We start from the raw sequence: 22,921 nt of genomic DNA, 5'->3' as shown, positions 1-22,921 counted from the left end.
GGGTCGCCTACGGCCTCTGCCCCTCCCGGAGGCGGTCCGTCACGACCAGATTTCCCTCCGGGGTGCGCCGCGCGCGTTCGCCGGTGCGGAAACGGCCGTCGGGGGTGAAGGCGCGTGCGTTGTGCTCGGGCGAGCGGTAGTAGCCCCGAAGGGTGTACGGGCCGCGGGCGAGGAGTTCGCCGGGCTCGCCGTCGGGCACGTCGTTGCCGTCCGCGTCGACGATGCGGACCTCGTCGTCGGGCGAGAGCGGGCGGCCCTGTGTGGTGAGCACGGTCTCGTCCGGATCGGTGGGCCGGGTGAGCGTGAGCAGTCCCTCGGGCATGCCGAAGACCTGCTGGAGACGGCAGCCCCATGCGGGGCCGATCCGTTCGGCGGTCGCCCGGGGCAGGGGCGCGCGGCCGCCGACCTGCAGGAGGCGCAGACTGCTCACGTCGGCCCGGACCGTGGGGAGTGCGTCGAGCCAGTGCCCGACGGCGCCGGGCGTCACCGACGTGATCGTGACCCGCTCCCGCCCGATGGCCGCCAGGCAGTCACCGGCGCGGTCCGCGTCCTCGGCCAGGACGACGGTCCCGCCGGCGGAGAGGGTGCCGACGATGCCGGGGCAGCCGAAGGCGAGGTTGGACTCGGCGGGCAGCGCGGCGAGATACACGTCGTTCTCGGTGAGGGACACCAGTTCGGCCGCGGCCCGCGCCTGGTAGGCGTAGTCGTCGTGCGTGCGGGGAACGAGCAGGGGCGCACCGGTGGCGGCGTCGGAGAGGAGGAAGAACGCCACCTGGTCGGAGCCCTGCGCGGGCATCGGCCCGGGCGGGGAGTCCAGGGAGGCCAGCGGGAAGTAGTGGCAGCCCGCCGGATCGGTCGAGAAGCCGCCGTACGGGGACGACCCGCCCGGTTCCTCGAAGGTGAACACCCGCCGGAGGAAGGGCCCCCCAGCGGCGATGTCGGCGGCCATCGCCGTGTGGTCGAAGCCCCAGTACGTCGAGGGTCCGACGTAACCGGCGGCCTCGGTGATCCGCACGATGTGGGACACCTCGGGGCCGCGGTGCGAGACGGGACAGAGCACCGGGACCGCGCCGATGCGCATCAGTGCGAACACGGTGGTGACGAACTCGGGCACGTTCGGCAGCTGGACGACGACCCGCTGCCCGGGCCGCAGGCCGCGCAACCGGAGTCCGGCGGCCACGCGGTCGACGCGCCGGTTCAGGCCCGCGTACGTGATGCGGGTGCCGCCGTGCACGAGCGCGGTCCGCGGTCCGTACTGCAGGGCCCAGCCGCGCAGCAGGTTGTCCAGCGTGTTTCCGCGCCAGTGCCCGGCCGCCCAGTAGCGGTCGACGAACTCCTCGGGCCAGGGCGTACAGCCGGTGAGCATGAGTGACATTCGCTTCCTTGGGTCCCGTTCCTGGACCAAGCCAATCCGTCAACACCCGCATGCGCAATGCGCCTTCCCCACCACGGATGCGGAACTCGATCGGCGGAAGGTCCAATCAGGACCAGAGCCGCAATCGTTCCCGGCCGCCGTCCGCGGTCCGTTCGTAGCGCAGGCGGGTGTGGACACGGCTCTTGGCCGCCTGCCAGAACTCCACCTCCGCGGGAGCGCGCGTGTACAGCGTCCAGGCGGGGCCGACGAGCGTCGGCGCCTGCTCGATCAGAGCCGAGGACTTCGCCAGGACGTGGTCGCGCTCCGCCGGGTCAGCCAGGAATCGGCTCTGGCGCGGCGGGGGGCTCCGGGTCAGGCGAGCGGCAGCGCGCGGGCCAGGAAGTGGCCGCCGGCGTCCTCGTACTCGTCCAGGCGCCAGCCCGAGGTCTCCAGAGCGGGGCGGAGGTTGTGCTCGGCCAGGAGGTCGCCGGGGTCGAGGGCGCGGCCGTGCCGGGCGGCGCGTTCCGCCCGGCCCGAGGGGTGGAAGAGGAGCAGCACGCCGTCGGCCGCGGTGACGCGGGCCCATTCCCGGAGGGCGGCGTACGGGTCCGGCAGGTGGTCGAGCACTCCTGCCGAGAAGATGCCGTGTACGGAAGCGCCCGCCAGCGGGAGCCGGGTGCAGTCGGCCGCGACGAGGTACCCGTGGCGGGTACGGCCGTGCCGGGCGGCGGACGCCAGCATGGCCGGGGTGAGGTCGACGCCGAGCACGTGACCGCGGGGGCCCACCTGGGTCCGCAGCGCGGGCATGGCGCGGCCGGTGCCGCAGCCGAGGTCCACGGCCCGCCCGCCCGGCTCCAGGCGCAGCCGGGCGACGGCGGCTTCGTACGCGGGCGTCTGGTGGGCGAACCGTTCCTCCCATGCGTCCGCCCGGCGGGTGAAGAAGGCCCGGGTGGCGGTGTGCTCGGCACGGGCGGTCACGAGTGTCGCGAACCGGCCCAGGAGATGCTCGGACCACGGGTCGAGTGCGGGGCCCGGCGAGGCCGGCAGGAACCGGATGCCCCAGGCTCCGGCGCCGATGCGGAACGCCTGTTCCGGGTACCCGTCGCAGGAGGCCAGCACCACGGCGTCGGCCGGCAGCTCCAGGGGGTCGCGGGCCGGTCGCAGGCTCGGGGAGGGGCGGGCGCCCCCGGCGAAGAGCGGGTCGCACTCCGCGGCCGGGGTGAGTTCCAGCGCCGGGAGGCCGGCGGCCGGGCCGGACCCGGCTCCCGCGGCGGCGCGCGTCGCCCGCGCCAGCAGCCGCGTACCGGTCCCGAGGGCCAGTACGGGCACCTCCGCGGCGAGGGCCGCGCGGACCAGCCGTGCCCCACCCTCGGCCCCACCCTCGGCCCCGCCGTCAGCGCCGGCGGACCGGGAGCCGCCCAGTAGGATCAGGCCCTCGATTCCGCCGAGGTCGGCGGACGGGCCCGCACCGTCCGCGAGCGGGACCGTCCGGGAGGCGAGCCCGGCCCCCGCGAGCACCCGGATCACGGCGGTCGGGGTCTCCCCGGCCGCGTGGTGCATGACGACCACCGTCATACCTCAGTCCTCACATTCGAGCCGGCCTGTCGGTTTCAGCCCGTATCTGCGCAAGCATGCCCCTGATCGGGGTGCATATGCCAGCTGCGTTTCATCCATGAGACGAGAAGGGGAGAGGCCGGGACGCACAAAGCCCCTGCGTGCCGAACACCGCTGATCGGCATGCAGGGGCCATTGGCCGGTGCTCCCCATGGCGGCGAGAGCCGCTCGACCGTCACGGGGCCGGTGTGCGTGTCAGTCAGCCAACGGTCGGCCTGGCAGGGCGACGGGATCCGGACACGGATCAGGCCGCAATGGCCTGATGGATCCAGTCAATCATTCAAGAGGCCAATCTGTCACTATGGATGGCATCTGCAAGGTCGAATGCCGCCTTCGCACCGCGTGTGCCCGTTCGGAAGCAGGGGTGCCCCCGCGGCGCGTCAGCCGTGCAGCCGCCTCGTCCAGTCCTGCGGGACCCGGTCGGCCGGGCCGGGGGCCGACTGGTCCGCCGGGTGGGCGGACGGCGGGGCGAGCGCGGGCCCGGACTCGTACAGGGCGTCGGTGTCGTAGTTCCAGAACCACTCCTCGCCCGGCTCGAAGCTCTGCACGAGCGGATGGCCGGCGGACTTCCAGTGGGCGGTGGCGTGCTGGGCGGGCGAGGAGTCACAGCAGCCGATGTGGCCGCACTCGGCGCAGCGGCGCAGGTGGAACCACCAGCCGCCCACCGCGTCGCAGTCGGCGCAGCCGGGTCCGGCGGGCGGGACGCTCGGGTCGATTCCGTTGATGTCGTCGGTCATGCCGGCTCCTCGGCGGTCTCGGTGACCTGGGCGGTCTGGGCGGTCTGGGCGGTCTCGGACGTCTCTGTGGTCTCGGATTCGGAATCGGTCAGCGGCAGCAGTACCTGGAACCGGGTGTCGCCCGGTGCGGACTCGACCTGGAGGCTGCCGTGGTGCTTGTTGACCACGATCCGCCAGGAGATGTCGAGGCCGAGACCGGTGCCCTCGCCGACCGGCTTGGTGGTGAAGAAGGGGTCGAAGATGCGGCTGCGGATGTCCGCCGGGATGCCGGGCCCGGTGTCGCGGAACTCCACCAGCAGCCGGTCACCCTCGCGTGCCGTGCGGACCGTCAGCGTGCCCTCGCCGCCGGTGCTCGCGATGGCGAAGGCGGCGTTGTCGATGATGTTGGTCCACACCTGGTTGAGCTCCGCCGGATAGGCGGGAACATCCGGCAGGGAGCGGTCGTAGTCCTTGACCACCCGCACCCCCCGGCCGATCTTGCCGGACAGCATCAGCAGGGTGCTGTCGAGGAGTTCGTGGACGTCGACGACCCGGTGCGGGGCGCGGTCGAGCTGCGAATACTGCTTCGCCGCGTCCACCAGGTGGGAGATGCGGGTGGTGGAGTCGTTGATCTCGTCCATCAACAGCTCGGTCTCGACCGTGTAGTTCAGCCAGCCGATGGCACCCGGCAGGATGTCCTCGGCCACGGTCGCCGCGACCTGCTCCAGCCAGTCCGTGTCCAGCCCGGCCTGCACGAAGGTCGGCGCGATCCGCCAGCCCTCCTGGATGCCGTGGTCGTCGAGCCAGTCGGTGAGCTCGTCCTCCCGGTCGGAAGCCTCCAGAGGGCTCAGCACCGGCGCCTTGGCGACCCGTTCGGCGGTGCGCTCCTGGATCTCGATGAGTTCGGCGAGCGCCTCGCGCGAGTAGGGGCCCTGGGCGATGATCGCGAGCTTGTGCCGCATCTTGCCCACCCGCTCCCGCAGCGTCGCGGTGGCCCGTACGGCCGCCGCGGCCGGGTTGTTGAGCTCGTGGGTGAGACCGGCGGACAGCGATCCCAGCGCCAGCAGCCGCTCACGCTGGCCGATGGCCCGTTGCGTGTTCCGAGAACCGAAGAACAGTCCCTCCAGCAGGTGCGCGGCCATGGGGAACCAGTCCCGCATGACGGCCGCGAACGATTCCGCGGGCAGTACGAAGAACCGCGTCGGCTCCGTCACCCGCATCGAGTTGGTGTACGTCTGCGGCACCTGGTCGCCCAAGTACGCCTGCATGGCGCCCGCGTACACGCCGCGCTGAGAAGTCCGGCTCACCTCGACGTCGTCGCCGCCGACCCGGCGGGACAGGACGACGGTGCCCTCGACCATCACGTAGAAGCAGGTGGCCGGAGCGCCCTCGGTGTAGACCGGGCCGACGTCGAACCGCTCCACCCGCCCTTCGGAGCACAGCCGCCCCAGCTGCTCCGGGGAGAGCTTCTCGAACAGGAAGAGCGAGGCGATCTCCTGCGGGCTGCAGGGCATCGGCTGCCCGCTCATGACTGCTCCAGGTACCGGTGGACGAGCATCACGGCCATGGCTCCCTCTCCTACGGCGGACGCGACGCGCTTCGCGGACTGGGCGCGCGCGTCGCCCGCCACGAACACGCCGGGGATGTTGGTCTCCAAGTGGTAGGGCGGCCGGTCCAGTTCCCACTCGGCGGGCGGCCGCCCGTCCGCGGTGAGGTCCGGCCCCGTCAGGATGAACCCGTGCTCGTCGCGCAGCACCGTACCGTCCAGCCAGTCCGTGAGAGGGGCCGCGCCGATGAACACGAACATCCACTGGCAGCCGACGAGTTCGGTCGCACCGCTGTCCACGTCCCGCAGCGTCAGCTGCTCCAGGTGTCCGTCGCCGTGCGCCTCCTCGACGACGGTCCGGGTCCGCACCGTGATGTTCGCCGTCTCCTCGATCTGCTGGATCAGGTAGTACGACATCGACGCCCTCAGGGACTCCCCGCGGACGAGCAGCGTCACCGATTTCGCGCCGCGCGCCAGGTACATCGCCGCCTGCCCGGCGGAGTTGGCACCGCCCACGATGTACACGTCCTGCCCCTGGCAGGCCGCCGCCTCGGTGAGCGAGGAGCCGTAGTACACCCCGCAGCCGGTCAGGGAATCGCAGCCCGGCGCGAGGAGCTGCCGGTACGAGACCCCGGTCGCCAGGATGACGCTGTGCGCGGCGACCGCCGAGCCGTCGGAGAAGCGGACGACGCGCGCCGCGCCGTTGACCTCCAGCCCCGTGACCTCGCGCGCCGTGAGGATCTCGGCGCCGAACCGGCCGGCCTGGCGGCGGGCACGGTCCGTGAGCTGTGCGCCGGAGACTCCGTCGGGGAAGCCGAGGTAGTTCTCGATGCGGGAGCTCTGGCCGGCCTGCCCGCCGGTCGCCGAGCGCTCGACCAGTACGGTGCGCAGCCCCTCGGAGGCCCCGTACACCGCCGAGCCGAGCCCGGCCGGTCCGCCGCCGATGACGACGAGGTCGTAGAAGTCGGCGGCCGGGGTCGTCGCGAGCCCCACGTGGGCGGCCAGCTCGGCGGCCTCCGGCTCGATCAGCACGGTGCAGTCCGGCGTCACCACCAGCGGAAGCCGCTGCCCGTCCGCCCCGGCGGCCTCCATCAGGCGCCGGCCCTCGGGCTCGTCGGAGGAGTACCAGCGGTACGGGACCTGGTTGCGGGCCAGGAACTCCCGTACGCGCGAGGAGCCGGCCGACCAGCGGTGTCCGACCACCTTGGTGGCGGGTACCGGGCGGTAGTCGCTGGAGCGCCACGCCGTGAGCAGGTCGTCCACGACCGGATAGAGCTTCTCCTCCGGCGGGTCCCAGGGCTTGAGCAGGTAGTGGTCCAGGTCGACGACGTTGATCGCGTCGATCGCCGCGTTGGTGTCGGCGTACGCGGTCAGCAGTACGCGCCGCGCGCCCGGGTACACGGCGAGGGCCTGCTCCAGGAACTCGATGCCGTTCATCTGCGGCATGCGGTAGTCGGCGAGGATCACCGCCACCAGGTCGCCGCGCAGCTTCAGCTCGCGCAGCGCCTCCAGCGCGGAGTCGCCGGACTCGGCGCGCACGATCCGGTAGTCGGCGCCGTAGTGGCGCCGCAGGTCACGGGCGATGGCGCGGGAGACTCCCGGGTCGTCGTCCACGGTCAGGATGACGGTCCGCGCCGTATCGGCGGCCTGTGCCATACGTCTCCACCCCGAGTGCTCTGGGCGGGCCGCACGGCGAGCTGCCCGCGCCGGTTTCCCGCCCATCGTATGTTCGATGCCCGGGGAGCGCCCCGGAACGCCGCGAACCGGCGCTCCGGGTGCGCGGCCGCTCACCCCTCGTCACCGTCCTGCGCGCGTGGCGACCGCGCCGCGCGGCGGCCCGCGCCGGCTGCCCCGAAGGTCCGCCGCCGCTGTGCGCCGGACTCAGCGGACCGCCACCACCACGTGGCTGTTGCCGAACTGCCAGACCGTGCCGACGTGCTCGAAGCCCGCCTCGCGCAGCAGTACGAGGTGGTCGGTGAGGGTCAGCTTGTTGCCCTCGCAGTGCGGGTGGGTGAGGCGGTCGCGGGTGGCGAGGAGCGGCGTCAGCTCGGGGTCGGCCCGCACGCCCGACCACCACGACTCCCAGTCCTCGTGCGCGAGGGCCTGCTGGCGCTCGGCGCGCCGCCGGCCGATGTCCACGGCGAGCTCGTGCACCTTGGGGGAGTCCGGGTCCAGATGGTCGCCGTTGACGAGGACCCCGCCGGGACGGATCCGCCCGGCCAGCTCCTCGTACGTGCGCCGGAGCGTTTCCTCGCCGAGGTAGTGCAGGGCCGTCGTCGAGACGGCGGCGTCCACCGGACGGTCCAGCGCGAGGGCGTCGAGCCAGCCCGGTTCCCCGATGCGGGCCTCCGCGAAGCGCAGGGCCGTTCCGTGGTGCGCCCGCCCCAGCTCCAGCAGCAGCGGATCGGCGTCGACGCCCACGACCTCGGCGGCGGGCATGCGCGCGGCCAGCCGGGCGGCCAGCGACCCCGGTCCGCATCCCAGGTCGAGGAGGAGGGGAGCGGCGTGCCCGCCGCCGGCCGTGACGCGCTCGACCACGTCCGAGATGACCGTGAACCGCTCCTCGCGGTCGATCGCATAGCGCTGCTGCTGCCGTTCCCAGCGCTCCACCCAGCGGCTCGCCGCCGCCACCGTGCCCACGCCGACCGCACTGCCCAGGTTCATGTCGCTGTCCGCTCGTGCTCCTGCCGTTCTCACGGCCCTGAACTCCAGATGAAAATCATTGCAGACTGGAGAGGGTGGCGAGCAGCCCCTCGATCTCCTCGCATGTGTTGTGGACGTGCAGGCTGACCCGCACCGAGCCGTCCGACTCCCCGGCCCCCGCCTGGCAGTGGCTGTCGGAGCGCACCATGAACCCGTGGCTGTAGAGGATGAACCCGAGGTCGCGCGAGGGGATCGCGCGATGCCGGAACGTCACGATGCTCCGCCGCCGCTGCACCTCGGAGTCGGCCGCCAGGCTGGAGCGGCAGCCGAGCACATCGTACGCGTCCAGCCGGCTCAGGCCGTCCGTCAGCCGGGCCGCCAGCGCCACCGTCCACGCCTCGATCCGGTCCGTACCGGCCGCGTCGAGCCAGTCGAGGGCGGCGGCCAGGCTCGCGATGCCGACGGTGTTCGGGGTGCCGGCCCAGCCACCCGGCCGGAACCGGGGCCGCCCGCGCCGGCCGCGGGCCCACACCGCACCCGTACCCGGCAGCGCCATGGCCTTGTGGCCGGAGAACACCACGAAGTCCACGTCGAGTTCGGCCACGGAGAACGGCAGGTGCCCGATGCTCTGCGCGGCGTCGAGGCAGATCGGGACGTCCGGCCCGACCGCCCGGCGGATCCGGTGCACGTTCATGTCGACGCCGTACACGTGGTGCACATGGGTGGCCGCCACGAAACGGGTCCGCGGGCCCACCGAAGCGGCGAGCGCCACCGGATCGTAGTCGCCGGAGCTGTCCTGGTACGGCAGCGCGCGCACCCGGATCCCGACGCCTTGGCGCGAGAGCAGCTCCCGTACCTCCAGCCACGGCGCCAGGTTCGCCTCGTGGTCGGCGAACGGGACGAGGATCTCGTCCCCGTCGGTGAGCCGCTGAGCCAGCCAGTCCCGGGCCACGGTCCGCAGGCCGTCGGAAGCCCCACTGGTGAAGTGCACGCGGGAGCGGTCCGGATCGGGATCGCCCAGGAACTCCTTGACCCGGTCGCGGGCCCGCTCCACCGTGGCCGTCGTGGCGTTGGCCCAGGGGTACGAGCCGCGGCCCGCGTTGGCGTTGGAGGTGGTCAGGTAGCGCTGTACGGCATCCAGTACGGCCTGCGGCTTCTGCGCGGTGGCCGCGCTGTCCAGGTACGCGAGCCCGGGGTTCGCCACGAGGATCGGGAACTGGGCGCGCAGCGGGCGCTGCCAGGCGCGCAGTTCCGCCAGGGCGCCTGCGGCACCGGCCGTCTCGGCCATGTCAGTCACGCACCAGCGGCGCGCCCGCGTCCCGCCAGGCGATGATCCCGCCCGCGAGGCTGCGTACGTCGGGATGCCCCATCCGGGTCAGCAGCGCGGCGTAGCGCGCAGACTGCTCGCCGACCGGGCACGCCAGCAGCACGGGCTGTCGTCTGCCGAACGGCAGCCCGCCCCGCACCAGTTCGTCGAAGAGCTCGTCCACGATGTTCACCGATCCGTCGATGTGCAGCGCGGCGTAGGCGAAGGAGCTGCGCAGGTCGATCACCAGCGGCCGCTCCGCCGCGATCCACTTCCGGGCGTCGGCCACCTCGACGACCTGCGCCGCCCGTACCTCGGCATCGCTCAGCGCGGCCACGGAGTTCCGTGCGGGCGGACGGCCCAGCAGCTCCGGGCGGCGTTGTTTGACGTAGCCGAGGTAGCTCTCCACCCGGTCGCAGACGATGAAGACCGCGGTCCTGCGCTCCGGCCCCGTCAACTCCGCATCGAGTGAGCGCAGATGGCGCACGGCGCCGTGGTACGCGGCGCCGCCCGTGGGGCCGGCGAGGATCCCGCAGCGCCGGACCAGGGTGAGCATGCCGTCGATCGCGTCGTCGGCGCCGACCGACTCGATCGTGTCGTACGTGGCCGGGTCGAAGAGGCCGACCTCGTGGACCTCGTCGATGTTGCGGATGCCGGGGATGAAGTCCGACTTCTCGCCGACCAGTCCGATCACCCGTACGGCCGGATCGTGCGCGCGCAGCGCCCGGGCCACGCCCGTGGAGGAACCGGCCGTTCCGACGCAGGCGAGGAACCAGTCCGGGGCCCGGCCGTCCAGATCCGCCACGATCTCCGGACCCGTACCCGTCTCGTGCGCCTCGGTGTTGAGCGCGTTGAAGTACTGGTCGGTGTGCAGGTGGGCGCCGCCGGACTCGTTCAGCCGCTGGTGGAAGAGGGTCAGCGGGTCCTCGGTGTCCGTCGGGTCCAGGCATTCGCTGCGCCCAGGCAGCTCCTCGATCTCGGCGCCCAGCAGCAGGAGCAGGTCCTTGACCTCCGGAATGCGCATCCGGTTGGTGACGCTCTTGAACGACAGCCCGTGCATGCCGGCGATCACCGCCAGCGCCTTGGCCGTGTTGCCGCTGGACAGCTCGACGACGGTCTCGCCGCGCTCCCGGGCGCCGGGCAGTGCGGACCGGGCCATGTTCCAGGCGGCCCGGTCCTTGACCGAGCCGAAGGGGTTGAGCATCTCCAGCTTCGCGTAGAGATCGACGTGGCGCAGGCCGTGTACGGCCGGATCGATGCGGACCAGCGGGGTGTTGCCGATGGCCTCGGTGATGCTGTCGTACCTCATGCCTGTCCCCCCGAATCGGATGTCGGCCCGAACTCCTCGATCGGCCAGTACTCCTCGTCCAGACACCAGCGCCACGAGTTCTCCGTGAGGCGGACCGCCACCGTGCGTGCCACCGGCTGCTGTTGGGCTTGCGTCGCGCTGAAGTCCATGCAATAGCCGGCGGTGTTGGCGAAGCCGAGCAGATCGCCCGGACGCGGCAGCCGCGGCAGGAACACCGTTCTGCGCGTGATCAGGTCGGCTTCCAGGCACAGGTTTCCCATGAGGTGGACGCCGACCGGCTCCCGCGCGCCGGAGGGTCCGTCCTCGCGGGACACCAGTACGGGGTCCATGAGGATCCCGTGGTCCTCCAGGGCGACGTCGTTCGCGTTCATGGCGAGGCGTACGAGTGCGGGGCCCGCGTCCGTACGGCGCACCTCCAGCACCCGTGCCAGGGAGAGGCCGCACTGGTCGGCCAGGGCCCGGCCCGGCTCCGTGTACAGGTCGTAGAGGCTCTCCAGCAGCAGGGTGCCGAGGGCCCGGCCCAGGGTGGGGGCGGGCTGCGACAGCAGCGCGTCGAGATAGCCGGCGCCGGCGACCGGGCGGTGGGCGGGGTACAGGCTCAGGGCGCCGCGCAGCGTACCGCCCTCGGAGTGCAGACCGTAGCCGTGGCCGCCCCAGGTCAGCGGCGGGCGCCGGCCCATGACGGCGGCCGCGAGCTCGCTCGTGTAGCGGTCCCACTGGGCGGCGTGGGCGAGGTAGCTGACGCCGAAGCCGCCGCCGATGTCGACCGCGCGGGGCTGGAATCCCCGTAATCGCAGGTCGTCCATGGCCCGCAGGCAGCCTTCGAGGGCGATGGCCTTCTCGTCGGGGCTCGTGGTGTCGAGGTGGTACGCGACGCCGATCGGATCGAGGTGGTCCCGGTGGCGCTCCAGCAGGTCCAGCAGGGGCCCGAGGGCTTTCACGGACGTACCGAACCGGCTCCGGCGGGAGAGCATCCTGGGCCCCGAGGTCTCGAACTCGCAGAGGCGCAGCAGGACCTTCGGGCGGGGCAGGTCGTGACGGCGCACGAGGCCTGCCAGAGCCTCCAACTCGCCCGGACCGTCCGCGTTCACGGTGACCCCCGACCGCGCGGCGAGCCACAGGAACGCCGGATCCTTGGGGCCGGTCGCCATGACGCGGTCCGCGGTGAAGCCGGCGCCGAGGGCGCGGCGGAGCTCGCCGACGGAGGCCACGTCCACGGCCGCGTCCGCCGTGGTCAGCCGCCGTACGAGGGACCGGGAGCGGTTGGCCTTGTGGGCGAAGAAGACCTGCCCGCCGAGCCGGTGGCGGCGGTAGACGGAGCGGAAGCCCTCGGCGTTCTGCGCCATCTGGTCGGGCAGGAGCACGTTGAGGGGCGAACCGAGGGCGTCCACGAGCATGTGCAGGAACGGGGCCGAGCCGAGCAGCGCGGCGAGCCGTGGCGCCAACCGCGGTTCCAGGTACAGGGGGCCGGTGTCCATCCCAGCTGCTCCTCCCGCGCGCCGATCGTACGACGATATCCCTCGCGGCCCTGTTCATGCCCTGCTGATCCCGTGTGGACGCGTGTGGGAAGGAGATGGCCGAAACGCGACGGGGACGGGACGGCGACGGGACGGCGACGCGTGCGACCGACGGGGCTCGTGGTGCTCAGAGGGGCAGGTACATGAGGACCTCGTCGCGGTCGTCGCCGGGCGCGACCCGCAGGCCGCCGGGCCAGCGCCCGATCTCCCGCCAGCCCAGACGGCCGTAGAACTCCTCGAGCCCCAGCCCGGCCCGGACGGCGATGTGCAACTGCTCCAGTCCCATCTCCTGGCGGGCGAGACCGCCGACCCGGCGCATCAGCGCCGTGCCGATGCCGCGGCCCCTGAAGTCGGGGTGCGTCATGACGTGGTTGACGGCGCCGCAGTGCGCGACGAGGGGATGCGGGTCACGGCGCAGGATCAGCCAACCGGCCAGCTGCCCGCCGGCCGTGGCGATCAGCATCCGGGCGCGGCGCGGATCGAGCGCGCCGACGAGCTGCCCCAGGGCCGGGTCGGCCTGGTCGTTGCGCACCGGCGGCATGGGGAGCCCGCGGGGGATGACGGCGCCCCCGGCGTTGATGACCCGTACCCAGCAGTCGACGAGCTGGTCCCGCAGCTCGGCGGAAAGCTCCCGCGGGCGGGTGATCTGCGCGAAATCGAGTGGTTGCGGCGCGGTCATGGAGCGCAGCTTGCCAGACGCGGCGTCGACGCGGGCCCCGGCCGGGCGAGAGCCGGCCGGGGGCGGGGCGTGCCGCGGCCGTCGGCGCTCAGTCCGCCGGCGCCGCGCTCGGGCGGCCGAAGTGGCGCGCGGTGGGCACCAGCGCCGCCGCTGCCGGTACGAGGAAGCAGGCGCCGGCGCAGGCGCCGAGCACGGCCGTGACCCCGAAGGCGTCGATGGCGGGGGCGATCAGCGCGAGCCCGACGGGCGCCAGGCCGTACGAGACCAGGAAGTCCAGCGAGGAGACGCGGGCCAGTTTGTCCGGGGCGACCTCGCGCTGGGTGGCGGTGAACCACGGCACGTTGAACAGCTCGATGCCGATTCCGGCCACGGCGTACGCGGCGACGACCACCACCGGGTGGACCGGCAGCATCAGGCTCAGCGGGGCGAGCCCGTACGCCGCCAGCCCGGCGAAGGCGGCCCGGCCGGGGGAGCGCGGCCGCCACCGGGCGATGACGAGGGCCCCGCCGAGCGCGCCCGCGGTGTAAGCGGTCACGGCCGCGGCCAGCACCCACCCGGTGCCGTACCGGTCCCGGCTGATCAGCGGCAGCGCGACGCCGGTGGCGGAGTAGCCGAGGGTGATGACGGCGGCGAGGGCCGCGAGTCCGGCGAGGAACCACGGGTGGCGGCGCGCCTCGCGCATGCCCTCCAGGAATTCCGTACGGAAGCCCGCGCGCGGGGCGGGCGGCGCGGCGAGGTCCTCGCCGGCGGCAGCGGTGGTGGCGCTGCCCGGGCCGGGTATCAGAGCGGCGACCAGCCAGAGCGCGCCGATGCCGAGCAGCAGTGCCCCGACGTCGAGGAAGGCCGCGAGCAGAGCGGTCAGGGCGGGTCCGGCGAGCGTGGAGCCGCGGACCGCCATCGTCATGGCGGCGTTGGCCTGCTGACGGCGCCCCGGCTCGACGGTCTCGGCGGTGAGTGCCTGGAACGCCGGGCGGCAGGCGCCCTGTCCGGCCCCGGCGAGGGCCGCGGCGGCCGTCATCAGCACGAGCGAGCGGCCGAGGCCCGCGGCGAGGAGGGGTGCGGCGGCCGCCGCCGCGAGGGCGGGCCAGAGCACGACCGCGCGGCGGGAGTGCCGGTCGGCCAGTACGCCGCCGACGGCGACGGCGGCGAGGAAGCCGGCGGTGCGGGCGCCGAGCACCAGGCCGAGGCCGGCGGCGCCGAGATCACGGTGGAGCACGGCGAGCCCGAGGACGAAGGGCAGCGCCCAGGTCGCGAGCCCGGAGGCCGTGGTGCCCGCCCACAGGCGCAGGAAGGCGGGGTCGCGCAGGGCCGAACGCGGAGGCGGGGCAACGGCCTTGGCCGCGGCCTGCGTGGGTGTGGTCGCCACGTGCGGGGGCTCCTTCGGGGGTGGGGGAGCGGCTCGGGGAGCCACCCCCGCTGTCGTTAATGAAAATGAATACCATTACAGTACTCTTCGAACGCGGCACGTCCGCGCCCGCCTCCCCTTCCCGACAGGAGAACCCATGCGCCACCCCGCCCGCCTCGGGACAGCCCTGACCCTCGCCCTCGCCACCGCGGGCTGCTCCACCGCAGCCGGCGCGGGCTCCGCGGCGGACGGCGAGCCCGCAGCCGGCGCGGTCTCCGTCACCAGCTGCGGCCGTCAGGTGACCTTCGCCGAGCCGCCGCGGCGGACCGTCGCCCTGGACCAGGCCACGACCGAGACCCTGCTCGAACTCGGGCTCCAGGACCGGATGGCGGGCACCGCCAATCTCAAGACGAAGATCCCCGCGCAGTACGAGGCCGCGTACGCCAAGATCCCGGTCATCGCCCCGAAGATCGCGACGGGCGAGCAACTCCGCGCCGCCACGCCCGACTTCGTCGTCGCCGGTTCCGCGGACCTCTACACCAAGGACCGCGCCGGCACCCGCGAGGAACTGGACGCCCTCCAGGTCCCCACCTTCGTCAGCGCCGTGGACTGCCCCCGGCAGAACCCGCCCGGCACCACCCCGTTCGACCTGCTCTTCTCCGACTACGAGAACCTCGGCAAGCTCTTCGGCGCCCGCGAGCGGGCCGGCAAGCTCGCCGCCGACCAGCGCGCGGCGGTCGCCGAGGCGCGGGAGAACGCCGCCAAGGCCCCCCAGGGCGCGCGGCGGCCGAGCGTCGTCTACCTCTACTCCGTCTTCAACGGCATGCCGTACGTGGCGGGCAAGACCGGCCTGCCCAGTGAGATGAGCCGGATCGTCGGCGCGAGGAACGCCTTCGACGACGTCAACGAGGACTGGCCGGAGGTCACCTGGGAGGAAGTCGCCGAGCGCGACCCGGACTTCATCGTGATCGGCGACCTGTCCGAGCGCGGACGGCCCGGCGACAGCGCCGCCGAGAAGCGCGCCGAGATGGGCCGCCACCCGGTGATCTCGAAGCTGGCCGCAGTCCGCGACGACAGGATCCTGGAGGTGCCCGGCATGGAGCTGGACCCGTCCGTGCGCTCCGTGCACGCCCTCGGTCTGCTGGCGAACGGCATGAAGGACCTCGGACATGTCCGCTGACCCGGCCACCACCGCGAGGGGCCCTGCCGGGACGGCCCACGCGGTCTTCCTGCTCCTCGCCGCCGGCGTGCTGGCCGTCTCGGTGGCGGGCGCCGTACGCATCGGCACCGCGGATGTCGGCTGGACCGGACTCGGCCGCGTCCTCGGCGGCCGTCTCGGCCTGGACGTACGGCCGTCGGCCCCGCTCGTCGACTCGCTCGTCTGGGACCTGCGGCTGCCGCGCGTGCTCATGGCCGCCCTCGTCGGAGCCTCGCTCGCCGTCTGCGGCACGGTGCTCCAGGCGGTCACCCGCAACGCCCTCGCCGACCCCTACCTGCTCGGCGTCTCCTCCGGGGCCTCCGCGGGAGCCGTCACCGTCCTCGTCCTAGGGTTCGGCGCGAGCACGCTCGGCGTCACCGGAGGCGCGCTCGCCGGCGCGCTGCTCTCCTTCGGACTGCTCCTGCTGCTCCTGCGGCGCACCGGACTGGATTCGGGCCGCATCGTCCTCACCGGAGTGGTGGTCGGCCAGCTCTTCACCGCGCTGACCTCGCTGGTCCTGATGGCCTCGGCCGACGCGGACACCACGCGGGCCGTCACCCACTGGCTGCTCGGCTCGATGGCGCCGGCCCGCTGGAACACCGTCGTGGTCTGCGCGATCGTCACCCCGCTGGGGCTGCTGGTGGCATGGCTGTGCTCGAACGCCCTCGACGGACTCGCCTTCGGCACCGACACCGCCGCGTCCCTCGGGATCGGCGTCCGGAACACGCGGATGCTGCTGCTCGTGGTCACCGCCGCACTGACCGCCGTCGCGGTGGCCACCGTCGGAGCCATCGGCTTCGTCGGGCTGATCGTCCCGCACGGGGTGCGGTTCCTCGTCGGGCCGCTGCACCGGCTGCTGCTGCCGTACGCGGCGCTCGCCGGCGCGGTGTTCCTGGTGTGGACGGACGCGCTCGCGCGGATCGCCTTCGCGCCCCGCGAGGTTCCCGTCGGCGTGATCACCGCCCTGCTCGGCGTGCCGCTCTTCCTCCTCGTGCTGCGCAAGCGGGGTGAGCTGTGAGGATCAGCGCCGAGAAGGTGAGCTGGTCGGTGGCCGGAACGCAGGTCGTACGGGAGGTCTGCGCGGACATCGCGTCCGGCGAGACCGTCGCGCTGCTCGGCCCCAACGGCTCGGGCAAGTCCTCGCTGCTGCGCTGCCTGGCCGGGCTGCGGACACCCGACGCGGGTACGGTCCGCTACGACGGCGAGTCCGTACGGGGCTGGAGCGCCCGGCGGACCGCCCGCCACGTCGCCTTCGTGGCACAGGACTCGGGCGCCGACAGCGACCTGCGGGTCGCCGACGTCGTCGCCCTGGGACGGACCCCGTTCCGGGACCGCTGGCGCGGACCGGACGCCGCCGACCGGGCGGTGGTCGCCGACGCGCTGGACCGCGTCGGACTCACCGCGCTCGCGGGCCGGCCCTGGAAGGCCCTGTCGGGCGGGGAGCGGCAGCGCGCCCACATCGCCCGCGCGCTGGCGCAGCAGCCGTACGCGCTCCTGCTCGACGAGCCCACCAACCACCTCGACGTCAAACACCGGTTGGGACTGATGGAGCTGCTGGCCGGGAGCGGGCAGACGGTCCTGGTCGCGCTGCACGACCTGTCGCTCGCCGCCCGGTACTGCGACCGGCTGCTGCTCCTGCACCACGGCCGCCTGATCGCCTCCGGCGCCCCCGCGGCCGTTCTGACCGCCGAGCGGCTCGCCGAGGTCTTCGAGGTCGACGCCGAACTCGCGACCGATCCGCTCGGCCACCCCGCGGTCGCCTACCGCGGACCCCTCGGCACTCTGCCACCGGTACCCCGATCCGCCCTGTGAAAAGGAACCCCGTGAACCGCACCACCCCCCTCCCCGCCCTCGCGCCGTCGTCCGTAGACGGGCTCGTCGAGGCCGTCCTGGCCGGCGAACACGGCCCGCCCCCCTGCGAACTCGTCGCCACCAGCGTGTTCTGGATCCACCACGGCACCCGGCTGGCCGGCGGCGACACCACCTACCTCAACCAGTACGTCCTGGTCCGCCTCGGCGGCTCCTTCGGAGGCTGCGCCTTCGAGGCCGGCGAGATCGACCCGGCGATCTGCCGCGACTCCTGCGGCATTCCGCTCGACACCCTGCTGCGCGAGGCCCCGCGCCCGCTGCGGATCGCCGCCCTCGACGCGTACCTGTCCGAGACCCGCCCGCACCGGGCGGCCGCGACGGCGGGCGAAGCCGAACCCGTCGCCCTCCCCGCCGGTACCCCCGAGATACGCGCGAAGGCCCGCGACGCGGCCATCGCCGGGCTGCTCGACATCGAGGAGGGGGCCCGCGTGGGTCTCATCGGCGTCGTCAACCCGCTCGTCGCGGCGATCCGCGAGCGCGGTGGCGAACCGCTGCCCTGCGATTTCAACCTCAAGGCCACCCAGTGGGGCGACCCCGTCACCGACGACATGGACGAGGTGCTGGAGCGCGCCGAGGCCGTCGTCGCCACCGGAATGACCCTGAGCAACGGCTCGTTCGACACCGTCCTCGCGCGTTGCCGCTCCCGCGGCATCCCGCTGATCGTCTACGCGCAGACCGGCAGCGCCGTCGCCCGCGCCTTCCTCGGCTCCGGCGTGACCGCCCTCTGCGCGGAGCCGTTCCCGTTCTCCCAGTTCAGTGCCGAGGAGACGGTCCTCTACCGCTATCGGACGGTGAGCCGCGCGTGATGCCCACCGGCACCGGACACGCCCCCTGCCACCACGGCGAGATCCTCCAGGGCGTGTTCCTCGACACCGACGGCCGCCGGTGCCCCGGCCTGGTCACCCTCCCGATGGCCGGCCCGGGCAGTCGCGCCGAGTTCGTCCGCAGGCCCGGTACGGCGCCCGAAGCACTCACCGTCGTACCCGCCGACCGTACGAAAGCCGTACGGGCCGCGGCCCTCGCGGTGGCGGAATACGCGCAGCGGACCGGACAGCCGCCCTGCGGAGGCGAGTTGAGGCTCACCGGTGACATCCCGGTGGGCCTCGGCATGGGCAGCTCGACCAGCGACGTGATCGCCACCGTCCGCGCGGTAGCGGACTCGTACGGACTGCGGCCGGCCCCCGAGGCGGTCGCCCGGCTGGCCGTACGGGCGGAACAGGCCTGCGATCCCCTGATGCTGGACGGCCGGCCGGTGCTGTTCGCCCAGCGCGAGGGCCGGGTGCTGGAAGCCCTCGGGCCGGCCCTGCCGCCGCTCGTCGTGGTGGGCTGCGCCCTCGGCGGGGGCGCGCCCGTGGACACCCTCTCCCTGCCCGTACGGGAGCCCGACGAGGGCGACGTACGCGCCTGGGAGCGGCTGCGTACGCTGCTGCGCCGGGCGGTGGCCACCGCAGACGCCCAGCTCCTCGGCGAGGTGGCCACCGCCAGTGCCCGGCGCGGTCAACAAGTGCTACGCCACCCGGAGTTCGAGGCGCTGACCGCAATCCACCGGCGGATCGGGGCGGTCGGCGTGCAGATCGCGCACAGCGGCGCGGTGGCGGGCGTGCTCTTCGACCCGGCCGCGCCGGGTCTGCGCCACCGCGTACGCGGCTGCCTGCGCGCCCTCGACGCCCACGGCATCGCCGCCACCCGGACCTTCACCACCTTCCCCACCACCGGCAAGGAGTTCCCGCATGGATCAGCACATCGCCGAGGCGATCGGCCGTCCGGACCTGATACGGCTCGACGACCGGCTCGTCTGCCTGCGCTTTGAGACCATGAAGGCGGTCTCCGCCCTCGCCGCGGTACGCCGTCTGCTGGACACCGGGGCGGTGCGCCGCGGGGACACCCTGCTGGACAGCTCCAGCGGCATCTACGCGTACGCCCTCGCCCTGGCCTGTCACCGGTACGGCATGCGCTGCCACATCGTCGGCTCGACGACGGTGGACCGCACGCTGCGCACCCAGCTCGCCGTGCTCGGGGCGACCCTGGAGCAGATGGAGCCGTGCAGCGACCTGGGGCTCGACCAGAAGCGGCGGGTGGAGCGGATCCACGAGATCCTCGCCGAGCACCCCGAGTACCACTGGATGCGGCAGTACCACGACGACGTCCACTACCTCGGCTACCGCGTGATCGCCGACCGGATCCGGGAGGCGACCGGCGGCGCGACCGGGCTCACCGTCGTCGGCGGGGTCGGTTCGGGGGCCTCCACCGGAGCCCTCGCGCGCTACCTGCGCGGGGCGGCCGCGGACGCCGCGGGCGACAGCGCCCCGCCCGGCGCCGCCCCGGCCGATGTCGAACTCGTCGGCGTCCAGCCGTACGGCAGCCTCACCTTCGGCGCCGAGCACGTCTGCGACCCCGAGATCATCATCGCCGGGATCGGCAGCTCCATCCCGTTCGGGAACGTCTCGCACGAGCTGTACGACACCCTGCACTGGATCTCGTTCGGTGCCGCGCTGGCGGGCAGTGTCGACCTGCTGCGCCGGCACGCGGTCTTCGCGGGGCTCTCCACCGGCGCCGGCTACCTCGCCGCCCGCCACGAGCGCGAGCGCGCCCCAGAACGGACGGTCCTGTTCATCGCCGCCGACACCGGGCACCGGTACGTCGACACCGTCTACGCCCGGTACCGGGAGGCGGCGCCGATCTCGCACCTCGCGCCGCGGGAGGTCTCCGACCAGGGGCAGCTGGCCCTTCCGTGGTCCCGGATGCGGTGGAACCGGGCCCCTGCGGCGCCTGCGGTCCGGGGGGCCGGCCGGCAGGGGTGAGTTCCCCGGCGTGTACCCGCGCCCCACCCCGGCGGCCGGCGCGTGCCGGCACGAGAAGGGCCCGGTCGGCCGGGGGTGGCCGACCGGGCCCTCTGACTCGGACTCGGACTCAGGTACCGACTCTAGAGGGGCCGGGGGTCAGCGGAGGTCGAACCGGTCGCAGTTCATCACCTTGTCCCACGCGGACACGAAGTCGCGTACGAACTTCTCGCCCGCGCCCTGGGAGGCGTAGACCTCCGAGAGCGCCCGCAGCTGCGAGTGCGACCCGAAGACGAGGTCGACGGCGGTGGCCGTCCACTTGACCTCGCCCGAGGCGCGATCGCGGCCCTCGAACACGTTCTCGGCCGCGGCCGACGCCTTCCACTCCGTACCCATGTCGAGCAGGTTGACGAAGAAGTCGGTGGTCAACGACTCCGGCCGGTCGGTGAAGACGCCTTGCCGGGACCGCCCGAAGCCGGTGTTCAGGGCGCGCATGCCGCCGACCAGGACCGTCATCTCGGGAGCGGTGAGATTCAACAGGTTGGCGCGGTCCAGCAGGAGGGTCTCCGGCGCGAGCTTCTCGCCCTGCCGGAGGTAGTTGCGGAACCCGTCCGCCCTGGGCTCGAGCACGGCGAACGCGTCCACGTCGGTCTGCTCCTGCGAGGCGTCCGTACGCCCCGGCGCGAAGGGGACCGTGACGGCGTACCCGGCGTTCTTGGCGGCCTGTTCGACGGCCGCGCACCCGCCCAGGACGATCAGGTCGGCGAGCGAGACCTTCGTGCCGCCCGTCGCGGACTCGTTGAAGTCCTGCCGGATCTGTTCGAGGGTCCCCACCACCTCGCCCACCTCGGGCAGGGCATTGCTCTCCCAGTCCCGTTGCGGCGCGAGCCGGATCCGGGCCCCGTTGGCCCCGCCGCGCTTGTCGGTGCCGCGGAAGCTCGCCGCGGACGCCCAGGCGGTGGTGACCAGTTGGGGGATGGACCGTCCCGAGGCGAGGATCTTCCCCTTGAGGGCGGCGACGTCCGCGTCCGACACCAGCGGGTGATCGACCTCGGGCACGGGGTCCTGCCAGAGCTGCGGCTCGGCGACCCACGGGCCGAGGTAGCGCGGGAGGGGCCCCATGTCGCGGTGCAGCAGCTTGTACCAGGCCTTGGAGAAGGCCAGCGCGAGCTGGTCCGGGTTCTCGTGGAAGCGCTTGGCGATCGGCGCGTAGACCGGATCGACCTTCAGCGCGAGGTCCGTCGTGAGCATCATCGGAGCGTGCCGCTTCGACGGGTCGTGGGCGTCGGGCACCGTGCCCTGGGCCGCCGGGTCCACGGGAGTCCACTGGTTGGCACCGGCGGGGCTGGTCGTCAGCTCCCAGTCGTATCCGAACAGGTTGTCCAGGTAGCCGTTGTCCCACTTCGTCGGTGCGGTGGTCCACGCGCCTTCGAGCCCGCTCGTGAGCGCGTCGACGCCGACGCCGGTGCCGGACGCGTTCTTCCAGCCGATGCCCTGCTGCTCGATGGGGGCCGCTTCCGGTTCGGGACCGATGTAGGCGGGGTCCGTGGCGCCGTGGCACTTTCCGAACGTGTGGCCGCCGACGATGAGCGCCAGCGTCTCCTCGTCGTCCATCGCCATGCGTGCGAACGTCTCGCGAATGTCGCGGCCGGCGGCCACCGGATCGGGGTTTCCGTTGGGCCCTTCCGGATTGACGTAGATCAGCCCCATCTGCACGGCGCCCAGAGGATTGGAGAGGTCCCTTTCGCCGCTGTAGCGCTCGTCTCCGAGCCAGGTGTCCTCCGGCCCCCAGAAGATCTCCTCCGGCTCCCAGGTGTCCTTCCGTCCGAATCCGAATCCGAACGTCGGGAGACCCATGGATTCGATGGCGCAGTTTCCGGCGAAAATCAGAAGGTCGGCCCAGGAGATCTTCTGCCCGTACTTCTGCTTGACCGGCCAGAGCAGACGGCGCGCCTTGTCCAGGCTCGCGTTGTCCGGCCAGCTGTTGAGGGGGGCGAAGCGCTGGGAGCCGGCGCCGCCGCCGCCCCGGCCGTCGGCGATGCGGTACGTACCGGCGGCGTGCCAGCTCATCCGGATGAACAGCGGCCCGTAGTGGCCGTAGTCGGCGGGCCACCACTCCTGGGACGAGGTCATCACCTCGAAGACGTCCCGTTTCAGCGCGTCGACATCGAGGGTCGCGAACTCCTTCGCGTAGTCGAAGTCCTCGCCCATCGGATCGGACAGGGGCGAATGCTGGTGGAGGACTTGCAGGTCCAGCTGATTCGGCCACCAGTCCTGATTCGTCCTGGGCCGAGTCGGCGCGGGGGTCGGGGAGGGAATTGCTGGGTTCTCGCTTTCGCTGCCGGACACGTCCGCCCTTCTTCCTGTCTCGGTGTCTTCTGCTGCTCTGCTTCTGCCGCTGACTGCTTACTGCTGACTGCCGGGCGTCCGTATGGTCGCGCACCGCGGACCGCACGGCAGCGAGAACACGCAGAACTCTTCCGGACGCTGAGGAATTCGGGAAAAGGCGGGTTTTCGGATCAACGCGATCGACCCGGACGGGTGACGTGTCCCGCGCCCCGGCGGGTCGCGGGTCGGGGGCGGCCCGGGCCGTCAGGATGGCCCCCTCCCGACAGTGAGAAGGAGTTGTCCGTGCTTGAGAGACAGCGCCGAAAGAACGCCACCGAGGTCACCTTCGTGCTGCCCGACGGGGACCCGCCCGGACCGGTCAGCGTGGTGGGAACGTTCAACGGCTGGCAGCCCGGCTCCCACGTGCTCGAATCCCGCCCCGACGGGACGCGCGCGGTGACGGTGGCGCTGCCGGCGAAGGTCACGCACTCCTTCCGCTACCTCGCGGCAGGGGACTACTGGTTCAACGACGAGAGCGCCGACGGCCACGACGGCCCCAACTGCCGCCTGCAGACCTGATCCCGGCCCCGGTCGCCGCCCGCCCCCCCCCCACGGCCGGGGCGGGCGGCGCCGCCCGGCCGGTGATAGGGCGCGGCCCGGCGCGCGGCGGGCCGCCGCGGCGGCCGTGACGTCGAGGGACACAAGGTCGACCACGGG

20 protein-coding genes are annotated in these 22,921 nt (G+C 73.0%); 7 read left to right on the top strand and 13 right to left on the bottom strand.

Annotated features, from left to right (window positions below; genetic code table 11):
• Positions 1-7: 7 nt before the first annotated feature.
• The 12 genes from ACFXGI_RS06580 to ACFXGI_RS06525 all read right to left on the bottom strand — a co-directional run bounded on the left by ACFXGI_RS06580 (position 8) and on the right by ACFXGI_RS06525 (position 14,050).
• Positions 8-1,375 carry a (2,3-dihydroxybenzoyl)adenylate synthase gene (locus ACFXGI_RS06580; protein WP_384704145.1) on the bottom strand — a complete coding sequence of 456 codons (1,368 nt, stop codon included), beginning with the start codon at positions 1,373-1,375 and terminating at the stop codon, positions 8-10.
• Positions 1,376-1,481: 106 nt separating this feature from the next.
• On the bottom strand, positions 1,482-1,604 hold the full coding sequence (locus tag ACFXGI_RS06575) for a pyridoxine 5'-phosphate oxidase C-terminal domain-containing protein (RefSeq protein ID WP_384704521.1): 123 nt from the start codon (positions 1,602-1,604) through the stop codon (positions 1,482-1,484).
• A gap of 122 nt (positions 1,605-1,726) precedes the next feature.
• Positions 1,727-2,929, bottom strand: coding sequence for a methyltransferase domain-containing protein (locus ACFXGI_RS06570; RefSeq protein ID WP_384704143.1), 1,203 nt, complete (start codon positions 2,927-2,929; stop codon positions 1,727-1,729).
• Positions 2,930-3,348: 419 nt separating this feature from the next.
• Positions 3,349-3,705 (bottom strand): UBP-type zinc finger domain-containing protein, encoded by a 357-nt coding sequence (locus tag ACFXGI_RS06565; RefSeq protein ID WP_384704141.1) that lies wholly within the window; start codon positions 3,703-3,705, stop codon positions 3,349-3,351.
• Positions 3,702-5,213, bottom strand: a complete 1,512-nt coding sequence (locus tag ACFXGI_RS06560; RefSeq protein ID WP_384704139.1) for an ATP-binding protein — start codon at positions 5,211-5,213, stop codon at positions 3,702-3,704. Before ACFXGI_RS06560 ends, ACFXGI_RS06565 begins: the two co-directional genes overlap by 4 nt.
• On the bottom strand, positions 5,210-6,886 hold the full coding sequence (locus tag ACFXGI_RS06555) for an FAD-dependent oxidoreductase (RefSeq protein WP_384704137.1): 1,677 nt from the start codon (positions 6,884-6,886) through the stop codon (positions 5,210-5,212). The genes ACFXGI_RS06560 and ACFXGI_RS06555 overlap by 4 nt, the downstream gene beginning before the upstream one ends.
• 225 nt (positions 6,887-7,111) lie before the next feature.
• Entirely contained in the window at positions 7,112-7,894 is a 783-nt protein-coding gene (locus tag ACFXGI_RS06550; RefSeq protein ID WP_384704135.1) for a class I SAM-dependent methyltransferase, read from the bottom strand.
• Between the two features lie 55 nt (positions 7,895-7,949).
• Positions 7,950-9,161, bottom strand: coding sequence for an aminotransferase class V-fold PLP-dependent enzyme (locus tag ACFXGI_RS06545; protein ID WP_384704133.1), 1,212 nt, complete (start codon positions 9,159-9,161; stop codon positions 7,950-7,952).
• A 1-nt stretch (position 9,162) separates the two neighbouring features.
• Complete coding sequence (locus ACFXGI_RS06540) at positions 9,163-10,488, bottom strand: pyridoxal-phosphate dependent enzyme (protein ID WP_384704131.1); 1,326 nt, start codon at positions 10,486-10,488, stop codon at positions 9,163-9,165.
• Positions 10,485-11,966, bottom strand: a complete 1,482-nt coding sequence (locus ACFXGI_RS06535) for a Y4yA family PLP-dependent enzyme (RefSeq protein ID WP_384704129.1) — start codon at positions 11,964-11,966, stop codon at positions 10,485-10,487. The genes ACFXGI_RS06540 and ACFXGI_RS06535 overlap by 4 nt, the downstream gene beginning before the upstream one ends.
• Positions 11,967-12,132: 166 nt before the next feature.
• Positions 12,133-12,684 carry a GNAT family N-acetyltransferase gene (locus ACFXGI_RS06530; RefSeq protein WP_384704127.1) on the bottom strand — a complete coding sequence of 184 codons (552 nt, stop codon included), beginning with the start codon at positions 12,682-12,684 and terminating at the stop codon, positions 12,133-12,135.
• Between the two features lie 88 nt (positions 12,685-12,772).
• Positions 12,773-14,050, bottom strand: coding sequence for an MFS transporter (locus tag ACFXGI_RS06525; RefSeq protein ID WP_384704125.1), 1,278 nt, complete (start codon positions 14,048-14,050; stop codon positions 12,773-12,775).
• 136 nt (positions 14,051-14,186) lie between these two features.
• Here ACFXGI_RS06525 and ACFXGI_RS06520 point away from each other — a divergent pair, with 136 nt between their 5' ends.
• From ACFXGI_RS06520 to ACFXGI_RS06495, 6 genes are read left to right on the top strand one after another with little or no spacing between them, the layout of a single operon-like run.
• Positions 14,187-15,209 (top strand): ABC transporter substrate-binding protein, encoded by a 1,023-nt coding sequence (locus tag ACFXGI_RS06520; protein ID WP_384704123.1) that lies wholly within the window; start codon positions 14,187-14,189, stop codon positions 15,207-15,209.
• On the top strand, positions 15,199-16,245 hold the full coding sequence (locus ACFXGI_RS06515) for a FecCD family ABC transporter permease (RefSeq protein WP_384704121.1): 1,047 nt from the start codon (positions 15,199-15,201) through the stop codon (positions 16,243-16,245). Before ACFXGI_RS06520 ends, ACFXGI_RS06515 begins: the two co-directional genes overlap by 11 nt.
• Positions 16,242-17,039, top strand: coding sequence for an ABC transporter ATP-binding protein (locus ACFXGI_RS06510; protein WP_384704119.1), 798 nt, complete (start codon positions 16,242-16,244; stop codon positions 17,037-17,039). Before ACFXGI_RS06515 ends, ACFXGI_RS06510 begins: the two co-directional genes overlap by 4 nt.
• An 11-nt stretch (positions 17,040-17,050) precedes the next feature.
• Positions 17,051-17,902, top strand: a complete 852-nt coding sequence (locus ACFXGI_RS06505) for a Rossmann-like domain-containing protein (protein ID WP_384704117.1) — start codon at positions 17,051-17,053, stop codon at positions 17,900-17,902.
• Positions 17,902-18,906 (top strand): GHMP kinase, encoded by a 1,005-nt coding sequence (locus ACFXGI_RS06500; RefSeq protein WP_384704115.1) that lies wholly within the window; start codon positions 17,902-17,904, stop codon positions 18,904-18,906. Before ACFXGI_RS06505 ends, ACFXGI_RS06500 begins: the two co-directional genes overlap by 1 nt.
• Positions 18,827-19,897, top strand: a complete 1,071-nt coding sequence (locus ACFXGI_RS06495) for a pyridoxal-phosphate dependent enzyme (RefSeq protein WP_384704113.1) — start codon at positions 18,827-18,829, stop codon at positions 19,895-19,897. Before ACFXGI_RS06500 ends, ACFXGI_RS06495 begins: the two co-directional genes overlap by 80 nt.
• A gap of 138 nt (positions 19,898-20,035) precedes the next feature.
• Here the strand turns inward: ACFXGI_RS06495 and katG are convergent, their stop codons facing one another.
• Positions 20,036-22,225 (bottom strand): catalase/peroxidase HPI, encoded by a 2,190-nt coding sequence (gene katG / locus ACFXGI_RS06490; RefSeq protein WP_384704111.1) that lies wholly within the window; start codon positions 22,223-22,225, stop codon positions 20,036-20,038.
• A 282-nt stretch (positions 22,226-22,507) separates the two neighbouring features.
• Between katG and ACFXGI_RS06485 the strand changes: the two genes are divergently transcribed.
• Entirely contained in the window at positions 22,508-22,783 is a 276-nt protein-coding gene (locus tag ACFXGI_RS06485; protein ID WP_030863784.1) for an isoamylase early set domain-containing protein, read from the top strand.
• Positions 22,784-22,921: the final 138 nt, after the last annotated feature.

Source organism: Streptomyces sp. NPDC059355 (assembly GCF_042752335.1).
In the GTDB taxonomy this organism is placed as follows: domain Bacteria; phylum Actinomycetota; class Actinomycetes; order Streptomycetales; family Streptomycetaceae; genus Streptomyces.
The sequence above is the reverse complement of the archived record's forward strand: the minus strand, read 5'-3'. Positions and strand labels throughout refer to the sequence as shown.